The organism is Actinomadura rubrobrunea NBRC 15275 (genome assembly GCF_001552235.1).
Taxonomy (GTDB): Bacteria; Actinomycetota; Actinomycetes; order Streptosporangiales; family Streptosporangiaceae; genus Spirillospora; species Spirillospora viridilutea.
In genome coordinates this window covers 86,761-95,769 of sequence record NZ_BCQU01000010.1, presented here as the reverse complement: position 1 = coordinate 95,769, position 9,009 = coordinate 86,761, and the positions used below count along the sequence as shown (strand labels likewise).

Below are 9,009 nucleotides of genomic sequence, written 5' to 3'. Positions count from 1 at the left end.
GGGGGGGGGACGGCGTGCCCGCCGCCGACGTGCTCGACCTGCTGGTCCGCCTCGTCGACCGCTCCCTGGTCGTCATGACCGACCGCGGCGGCGACGGCCCGCGCTACCGCCTGCTGGAGTCGGTGGCGGCCTACTGCGCCGACCGGCTGGCCGAGGCCGGCGAGCGCGACCGGACCCGCCGCGCCCACCGGCGCTACTACGTCGAGCTCGCCGAGCGCGCCGCGCCGCGGCTGCGCGGCGGCGACCAGGCGCGGTGGCTGCGCCGGCTGGACGCCGAGACCGCCGACCTGCGCGCCGCGTTCGACGGCGCGGTGGCCGACCGCGACGCCGACGCCGCGCTGCGGCTGGTGAACGCGCTCGCCTGGTACTGGATGCTGCGGGGACGGCTCACCGAGGCCCGCCGCTGCCTGGACGCGGCCCTGGCACTGGACGACCGGGTCGGCGCGGCGTACGCGCGGGCGACCGCGTACCGCACGGGCCTGGCGCTGCTGCAGGGCGCCGCCACGGAGTCCGACCGGCGGGCGGCGCTGCGGCTGTTCGAGCGGGTGGACGACCCGGAGGGCCTCGCTTACGCGCAGTGGTTCCTGGCGTTCACCGGCGGCGAGGGCGCCGACCGCTCCTACGACGCCGAACTGCTCGACCGCGCCCAGGAGGGCTTCGCCGCGGCCGGCGACCGCTGGGGCGAGGGCGCCGTCCTCATCGTCCGGGCGAAGCAGGCGCACTCGCGGGGCGACCCCGGGCTGCTCGAAGCCCTGGCCGGACGGGCCGCGCGGATCTTCGACGAGCTGGGCGACCGCTGGGGGCAGTTGCAGGCGGCCGAATGGCTGGGCGCCCTGGCGGACCTGACCGGCGACTACGACCGCGCCGACCGGCTGCTGCGCGAAAGCCTGCGGCTGGCCGAGGACCTTCGCCTGTGGCCGGTCGCCGTCCAACGGCTGGGGTGGCTCGGCTGGATCGCCGTGATGCGCGACGACCTCGTCCAGGCCCGGCACTACGGCGAACGTTCCCTGGCGCTGGCCGCGGAGCACGGGTTCACGGCCTTCACGCTCGGCCGGCTGGTGCTGGGCCACACCGCCTGCCGGGAGGGCGCCCTCGACGAGGCCGAGACGCACCTGCGCGCGTTGCTCGACACCGCGCAGGTGGAGACGCCGATGTTCCTGCCGATGGTCCTCAACGGGCTGGGCCGTGTGGCGGAGCGGCGCGGCGACGCCGACACCGCGATCGCGTTGCACCGCGAGGCGCTCGCCTGCGCCGTTCGCTACGAAGGCCCCAGGGACACGGTCTTCGCCTTGGAAGGCATGGCCGCGGCGCTGACCCGCGCGGGCGACCCCGTGGAGGCCGCCCGCTGCCTGGGCGCCGCCGCGGAGATCCGCCGCAGGAAGGGCCTGCGCCCAGGGCGGGCCGAACGCGGCGACATCGACGGCGTCGCGGCCGCCCTCCGCCGAGCCCTCACGGACGAGACGTTCACGGCCGAACACGACGACGCCGCCCGTCGCGCCGACGAGTTCATCGGCGCGACCCTGGCCGCGAAGCCCTCAGTGCATCTTTGCGACGACTTCGCGTAGGCGTTCGGCGACCTGCTCAGGAGCCACGTCGTTGATCCACGCCGCCATGCCCGACTCCGACCCCGCCAGGTACTTCAAACGCCCCGGGGCGCGGCGGATGGAGAACAGCTCCAGATGCAGGCGGTAGACGCCGTCGGCCCCGCGCGGGGCCTGGCGCCATGCCGCCACGTAGGGCAGGGGAGCGTCGTCGTCGTAGTACGCGTCGCATGCCCGCAGCAGCATCGGGTACAGCTCGGCCAGCTCGGCGCGCTCCTCCTCGCGCAGCCCGGGGAAGCCGGCGACGTGGCGCCGGGGGTACAGGTGCAGCTGCACCGGCCAGCGGGCGGCGGCGGGAACGAACGCGGTCCAGTGCTCGCCGTCCACCACGATCCGGGTGCCCGCGCGGCGCTCGGCCGCCAGCACCTCCCCGAACAGGTCCCGGCCCCCCGCGCGCTCCAGGGACGCCAGCACCTGCCGGGTCCGCGGCGGCACGAACGGGTAGGCGTAGATCTGCCCGTGCGGGTGGTGCAGCGTCACCCCGATCTCCTCGCCGCGGTTCTCGAAGCAGAACACCTGCTCCACGGCGGGCAGCGCGGACAGCTCGGCGGTGCGGTCGGCCCACGCCTCGATCACCGTGCGGATCCGGCGCGGCGGCAGCGAGCCCAGCGACGCGGCGTGGTCGCTGGAGAAGCACACCACCTCGCAGCGCCCGGCGCCGGGCCTGCGGGCGAACAGCGCCTCGCCGTCCACCGGGTCGAGCTCGTCCGCCGCCCCGGCGGCGAACGACGGGAACCGGTTCTCGAAGACGACGACGTCGTAGTCGTCGGCCGGGATCTCGGACCTGCGCCCGTCCCGGCTCGGGCACAGCGGGCAGGCGGCCGCGTCGGGCAGGAAGGTCCGGGTGTTGCGATGCGTGGTGACGGTGACCCACTCGTCGTGCAGCACGTCGTGCCGCAGCTCCACGACCGGGCGGGACGGGGGCAGCGGCCGGGTGTCGGGCGGACGCGGCCCGGCCCCCGGTTCGTCGTCGAAGTAGATCAGCTCACGGCCGTCGGCCAGCCGGGTGACGGTACGGGTCACCCGCCCCGCGGTGGTGTCGGTCATCGCCCCAGGCTCTCCCCGGTGATGTCGGCTCCCTCGGATCGACCGATGTCGACCGTATCGGTGATGTCGACCGTATCGGGGATTCGGCCCCCACCGGCAGCGGGGCGTGTCGCCGAAACGGACCCCGACGCGCGGCGCGTCAGAGCTTCCGGGCGCCGATGGAGCGCATGATCTCCGGCCACGTGCGGTGCATCTCGCGCTGCCAGTACGGCCAACGGTGCGACCCGGGCCCGTAGAAGTTGGCGGTGACCGGCACGCCGACCGAGCGGGCGCGCTGCACGAAGTCCTTGGAGGCGCGCTCCACCTGGCTCTCGCTCAGGTAGGCGATGTCCCACGGGGCCTTGTCGGGCGGATCGTACGGCCCCGGCTGCCCGTTGCCGGACGACACGTACACCTTCGTGCCGCGCAGCCGCGGCGCCAAGGAGGTCGGGTCGTGCGCGACCCAGTTGGCGCGGTCGCGCACCGGGTCGCCCCAGATCCGCTCCGGCGCGCCGTTGGTGTTGGTGGAGTTGATGTAGAGCAGCAGCGCCGGAATGCCGGGCGACAGCATCGACAGCACGCCGCTGTAGGCGGCGGCGTACCGGAACATGCCCGGATAGCGCGCCGCGTAGGTGACCGCGCCCTGGGCCCCCGACGAGATGCCGATGGCCGCCCGGGACGCGCCCGCGTGGAAATTGCGCTCCATCAACTGGCGCACTTCCACCATGTGGAAGGTCTCCCACTTGGGGATGCCGCCGCGGCCGTAGTTGTACCAGTCCGTGTAGGAGCCGTTGCGTCCCTCCGGCATGACGACGATGACGTCGTAGGCGGCGGCGACCTGCTCGATGTCGGTGCTGCGGGTCCAGGAGACGTAGGTGTCGTTGCCGCCGTGGAAGGCGTACACCACCGGCCAGGTCCGGGTGGCCGAGGACGACCACGTCTTGGGCACCAGCACCCGCACCTTGTGGGAGGTGCCGAGCGCGGGCGAGCGGACGGTCACGTCGGCCTGCCGCTTGCCCCGCCACGTCACGTTGGTGATCTTCGCGCCGTCGTCGGCCGCGCGGCGGGAGCCGCCGCCCGAGCCCGCGCCGCCGCCCTTGCCCGCGGACGAGCTCGGCGACGGGGCGGGGGAGAGCGTGGGGAACGGCAGGACGTTGTTCGCGGCGGGCCGCTCGGGGGGCCGGCCGCCGGTCCGGCTGGGGCTCGCGGAGGGCGACGGCGGGCCCTGCGGCCCGGTGCCCGCGTCCGCGATGGGGGTCGGGCCGGTGAAGCCGCGCACGCCGGCCCGGTCGTCGCCGTCCCAGGGCCCCAGCACCAGGATCGTCGGCACCACGGCGACCGCGGTGAGGCTTCCGATGGCGATCAGCCGGTCCGTTCGCTTGCGCACGGCGCCCCTCCCATCGTGTCGCCCGAATATTACTGATCAGTTCAGATGTTGACGAGGATTATCCGGTGAATCGTCAGAGATTCGTTATCGGGGGCGTTCTGTGTTTCGGGTATTTCAGAGCGTTATCGGCCTTCGCGCGGCAAAAGGCGAGGAGGCCGATGACGCTCGGCCCCGTCCCGGGCAGGGGCTCGGTGATGCCGTGGCGGACCATGCGGGACGGGCCGCCGAAAACCAGCAGGTCACCGGATTCCAACGGCGGGTTCTGCCAGGGCGGGCGGCCACGGGGGTCGCCGGTGGCGGTGTGCTCGATCGCCCACAGTCCGAAGCCGGGCAGGTCGAAGTGGGCTTCGCTGCGGTCGATGAGGGCCGCTCTCCGACCTGCGGATCGCCGTTGAGAGCGGCGAAGACGGGGCGGTCGGCGCACAGAAGGCCGGGGCGCCCGAGGCCGAGGGGTGTCAGCGGCGGCGGCCGAAGGCGTCGAGCAGGCGGGTCTGCGGATCGGCGTCCGGCGGCGTCCTCGGGTGCGGGCCGATCAGCCCGCCGGAGCGGTAGGCGGCCTCGTTGGCGGCGAACCAGGCGGAGACCACGTCCACCAGCTCCGGGTCCAGGCGCTCGTCGGCGCCGGTCGCGCGCGCCAGGTCCCAGGAGTGGATGACCAGGTCGGCGACCATTTCGGCGGCGTACTCCGCGCCGGGGACGTCCCCGAACGGCAGATGGACGCTGCGGTCGGCGGCGCTCGGGGCGGAGAACGCGTCGACGGCGGCGCGGGCGGCGGCGTCCCAGGCCGCGACGGGATCGCCCTCGAGGACCGCGCCGTCGAGGGCGTCGGCCACGTCCGCGGCGGCCAGGCCCGCCAGAAGCGGCGGCACCTGCAGGTTCTCCATGGTCACGTGGTCGACCAGCTCCCGCACGTCCCAGCCGGCGCACGGCGTCGGCCGGTGCCACTGGTCGTCGCGGATGGCGTGGACGCGGTCCGTCATGTCGTCCACCGCACGACGGAAATGGTCGGTGATAGTGATCATGGCGGACCTCCCCCCGAAAGGTCCGGCTTCTTCTTCGTTCAGGATGTCACGCGGAAAGGGGACACCGCCGGAGCGGGCTCCGGCGGCGTCCGCGGGGAGAGCGGTCAGACGCGGCGGCCTACGCCCAGAAGCTCGCCTTGTAGGTCTCGGCCGCGAGGACGGCCTGGCCGGACTCGTTCGGGTGGAAGTAGTCCCAGCCGCTCACCTGGGACAGGGTGAACGGGTAGTTGAAGACGGCGTTGCCGTCGAACTTGCAGTTGGCGTACTCGGCGCACACGTTCGCCAGGACGTTGTTGAACGCGATGACGCGCTGCCGCACGCGCTCACGCCGCGCCACGTCGGCCTCGGCGTTCGAGGTGGGGTTGGCCAGCATCGATTGGCAGATGCCGAACGCCGACCAGGCGGCGCGGGCGGCGAGGTTGTCCTTGCCGACCTGCCACAGCCGCCGGATGTCCGGGATGCTGGCGACGAAGATCTTCGCGTTGGGCAGGCCGTTGCGCAGCGTGTTCATGCCGGCGCGGAACCGGGACTCGAAGTCGGCGACCGATGTCATGGTCGACTCCGAGCTGGTGCACACGTCGTTGGCGCCGATCAGGATGGTGACGTAGTCGGCGCCCTGGGAGACGGCGTTCTGCGCCTGTCCGGCGAGCGCGGAGACCTTCGCGCCGGTGGCGGCGTCGTTGTAGGCGACGAGCGAGCTGTTCTGGGCGCGCAGTCGCAGGTAGTGGCTGTTGACCGCGGAATTGGAGCCGGTCGACCAGGAGCTGCTCGGGCAGTCGACGTACCAGCCGCAGGCGTTGAAACCGCGGGTGATCGAGTCGCCCAGGGAGGCCATGCGGCTGGGGACCGCCGCCGATGCGGGGACGGACAGCAGTCCGAGGACGAGGGCCGCGGTCGTCGTGATGACCGAGAGGAAGGAAAGGAGCAATCGTCGCAAGCGGGGGGAAGAGGCCACGGGGCACCTCCGTAGTGGGGTGGCAAGCGAGCGCTTATGGAACAGCGCTGATTTGAGCGTGAATGCTTGTGCCCCGTCGGACAATACTTGCCGGTAGCTTTGTCAATAAGCACAGAAAAAACGCCCGCCAATGGGCAGAACCGGCCGCGCCGCGCCGGCGAAGAAGGCCCTCACGGCGCGGCCGGACGAGAAAAGTGGGGAAAACAGGTGATCAGTCGCCGCCGGCCGGGAACATCTCCGGGAATCGGCCCTTGCGCACCATCTGTTCGAACATCGCCGCCATTGCCCCCCGCTCGTTGAGATGCGGGAAGGGCTCGTCGGGAACGGGGACGTCCAGGAACCGGCACAGCGGCCCCCAGCCCTCCCGGACGTCGAACACCAGCAGCCGGTCCGCCGGGACCGTCGCGCGGACTCGGGCGACGTGACGACGGAAGCCCGCCACGGCCGGGGCCTCCGCCAGGTCCTCTCCGGCGCGCCAGTCCGGGCCGAAGGTCTCCCGGCCGAGCCGCTCCAACAGCGGCGTCAGGCGCCGCATGGCCTCGAGGGCCGGGCGGATGCCCTCCGGCGCCTGCGCGGGCTCCATGCGGGGGAACCCGGTCCGCGAGGTCAGCCAGCGGAAGCTGGCGTACCAGCGGTGCGGGTCGCGGACGGTGACGATCACCTTGGCCTGGGGGTAGGCGTCGGCGAGTTCTTTCCAGAAGAAGCCGGCGGGCCAGTCCTGGCACGACTGATAGCCCGCCATGACCCGGTCCCAGTCCAGCGCCGCGCCGGAGGCGGCCGGCAGCCACCGGTCGACGTGGTCGGGATGCGTCAAGATCTCGAACATGTGGTAGCACGGCCCGAACCCCAGGCGCTCCAGCGCCGCCTTCATGGACGCCGTGCCGGTGCGCGGAAGCCCCGCGCCGATGACGCGCATCATCCCTCTGCCTCTCCTTCCAGGGCCGCCGGCCGGTACCAGGGGCCGCTCCGCCGGAAGGCCGGCGCCCTGACCTGTCTCTGCCCCGGATCGCTCACGCACTGCATGCGACCAGTCGCCTGAGGTGACTATCGGGCGAGAAGCGGCCCTCGGCGCCGCACAGCGCGCCGAGGGCCGCGGAGAGAGATCAGCGGGTCAGCAGGACTTCGTCCAGGAGCATTCCAGCCGCAGGTCCGCGCCTCCGCTCGAGCCCGCGCGGAACCGGGCGGTCGTGCGCGCGACGTCGCCGCCCGCCAGCCGGACCGCGATCTTGTCCTCGATGTCCTTGGGCGCGCCGCCCGCGTACCCGTTGAAGATCACCGAGAAGACCAGCCGGCGGCCGGAGGGGTCCCGGACGTAGCCGGACAGCGCCGTGACGCCCGTCAGCGTGCCGGTCTTGGCGTGGACGTTCCCGGCGGCGGGGGTGCCGCGCATCCGGTTCGTCAGCGTCCCGCCGACCAACGGGTCCGGGTCCCCGGCGATGGGCAGCGCCTGGTACCAGGCGGGGAACCACGTCTTGGTCTGGGCGCGGCGCAGGACGGTGGTGATGTCCCGGGGGGTGACCCGGTTGAGCCGCGACAGGCCCGACCCGTCGGCCATCGTCAGCCGCTCGGCGGGCACGCCCAGGCCGTGCACGTACCGCTCGATCGCCGGCAGGCCGGCCTCCCAGCTGCCCCGTCCCGCGACCTCGCGGCCGACCGCCTTCACCAGGATCTCGGCGATCACGTTGTTGCTGAGCTTCAGGAACGGCCGGATCAGCCGGGACAGCGGCATGGAGCGGTGGTCGGCCAGCAGCGTCGCCCCGCCCGGGGCGGCGCCGCGGCGGACGGCGCCGTCGACTCGGACGCCGTGGGCCTCCAGCGCCTTGCGGAACACGTCGGCGGCGTACAGGGTCGGCTCCGGGACGGTTCGCAACGTCTCGTAGACCGCCCCGTCCGCCGGATACGAGCCGCTGACGACGATGGTGTCGCTGCCGTTGGCGCGGTTGACCGACAGCGTGGACGCCGACCCGGCCGGACCTGTGACGGCCCGGTTGTCGATCTTGACGGCGTCGGTGGCGGGGGTGAGCGTCACGGCGACCGGCTCGCCCGGCTCGCCCGGTTCGACCGACACGCCGACCGAGCCCGCGTCGAAGTCGTCGTTGGGGGAGACGGTCAACGCCGAGATCGGCCCGGCGTAGGCGTACTGCAGGTCGGCGGGGTCCCAGTGCGCCGGCGTGCGCACCGCGTCGAACCAGGTGTCGTCGGCGATGAGGTCGCCGGTGACGCGGGTGACGCCGCGGGCGGCGACCTGCGCGGCGAGCGCGTCGTACTCGGCGGTCCGCAGGGTGGGGTCGCCGGTGCCCTTGAGATACAGGTTCCCCGTGACCGTGGACCCCTTCACGCGCGCGGCGAGCACGCTGGTCCGGAAGCGGTAGCCGGGGCCGAGCAGCGCCAGCGCGGCGACCGAGGTGTTGATCTTCTGGTTGGAGGCGGGGAGCAGGGAGCCCTCCGCGCCGCGGGCGTACCGCACGGCGCCGGTCCGGGCGTCCCGGACCAGGACGCCGACGTCGGCGTCGGCCAGGCGGGGGTCGGCCAGGATCGCGTCGAGGTCGGCCCGCAGGTCGCCGGACGCCGCGGGCGCCGAGGCCGCCCGGACGGGCTCGGCGTGCGCCGTGGTGGGGACCGCGGCCGTGGCGACCAGCCCCGCGGAGAGCGCGGCGCCGATCACGCTGGCGAATCGTCTACGCATGAGCCGAGCGTAAACAGCAGCCCCTGGAGAAATCAGGCGAATCGAAAGAGGCGTACGTGATCAGGCCTGATGTTCGATGCAGGCGGTGTCAGTGAGGCGGAACAAAATCCCCGGGACGTCTCCGGCCGTCGAGCCACCAGAGGCCGACGACTCATCGCCGCCGACATTTATGCACCACCTTGCACATGAGCCCCATCAATAATCCATAGTCACATGACGCACGACCCTCGCCCACATTTTCACGCGGCGAACGGGCAGACCCACCCCGCACCGCGGGGATCGAATGGCACGACCTGTACAGGACGGACATGTCTCCCGCGGTGTCATCGTCA

General features: G+C 72.9%; 7 protein-coding genes. 1 reads left to right on the top strand and 6 read right to left on the bottom strand.

Going from position 1 to position 9,009, the window contains the following annotated elements; translation table 11 throughout:
• Positions 1 to 1,565 (top strand): ATP-binding protein (locus AR3_RS05120; RefSeq protein ID WP_217998452.1); only part of this gene is annotated, 1,565 nt, incomplete at its 5' end.
• Here AR3_RS05120 and galT read toward each other — a convergent pair.
• The 6 genes from galT to dacB form a co-directional block, all read right to left on the bottom strand.
• Positions 1,536 to 2,624: a galactose-1-phosphate uridylyltransferase gene (gene galT, locus AR3_RS05115; protein WP_067909197.1), complete on the bottom strand. Its 1,089-nt coding sequence runs from the start codon at positions 2,622 to 2,624 to the stop codon at positions 1,536 to 1,538. The genes AR3_RS05120 and galT overlap by 30 nt on opposite strands.
• A 163-nt stretch (positions 2,625 to 2,787) precedes the next feature.
• Positions 2,788 to 4,014 carry an alpha/beta hydrolase gene (locus AR3_RS05110; protein ID WP_067909171.1) on the bottom strand — a complete coding sequence of 409 codons (1,227 nt, stop codon included), beginning with the start codon at positions 4,012 to 4,014 and terminating at the stop codon, positions 2,788 to 2,790.
• A 455-nt stretch (positions 4,015 to 4,469) separates the two neighbouring features.
• Positions 4,470 to 5,036 carry a TIGR03086 family metal-binding protein gene (locus AR3_RS05105; RefSeq protein WP_067909168.1) on the bottom strand — a complete coding sequence of 189 codons (567 nt, stop codon included), beginning with the start codon at positions 5,034 to 5,036 and terminating at the stop codon, positions 4,470 to 4,472.
• A 118-nt stretch (positions 5,037 to 5,154) separates the two neighbouring features.
• Positions 5,155 to 5,991: an SGNH/GDSL hydrolase family protein gene (locus tag AR3_RS05100; RefSeq protein WP_227023096.1), complete on the bottom strand. Its 837-nt coding sequence runs from the start codon at positions 5,989 to 5,991 to the stop codon at positions 5,155 to 5,157.
• A 211-nt stretch (positions 5,992 to 6,202) separates the two neighbouring features.
• Entirely contained in the window at positions 6,203 to 6,910 is a 708-nt protein-coding gene (locus tag AR3_RS05095) for a sulfotransferase family protein (protein ID WP_067909165.1), read from the bottom strand.
• Between the two features lie 192 nt (positions 6,911 to 7,102).
• The gene (gene dacB / locus AR3_RS05090; RefSeq protein ID WP_067909162.1) at positions 7,103 to 8,677 is read right to left on the bottom strand and encodes a D-alanyl-D-alanine carboxypeptidase/D-alanyl-D-alanine endopeptidase; all 1,575 of its coding nucleotides are present in this window, start codon (positions 8,675 to 8,677) and stop codon (positions 7,103 to 7,105) included.
• Between the last annotated feature and the right edge of the window lie 332 nt (positions 8,678 to 9,009).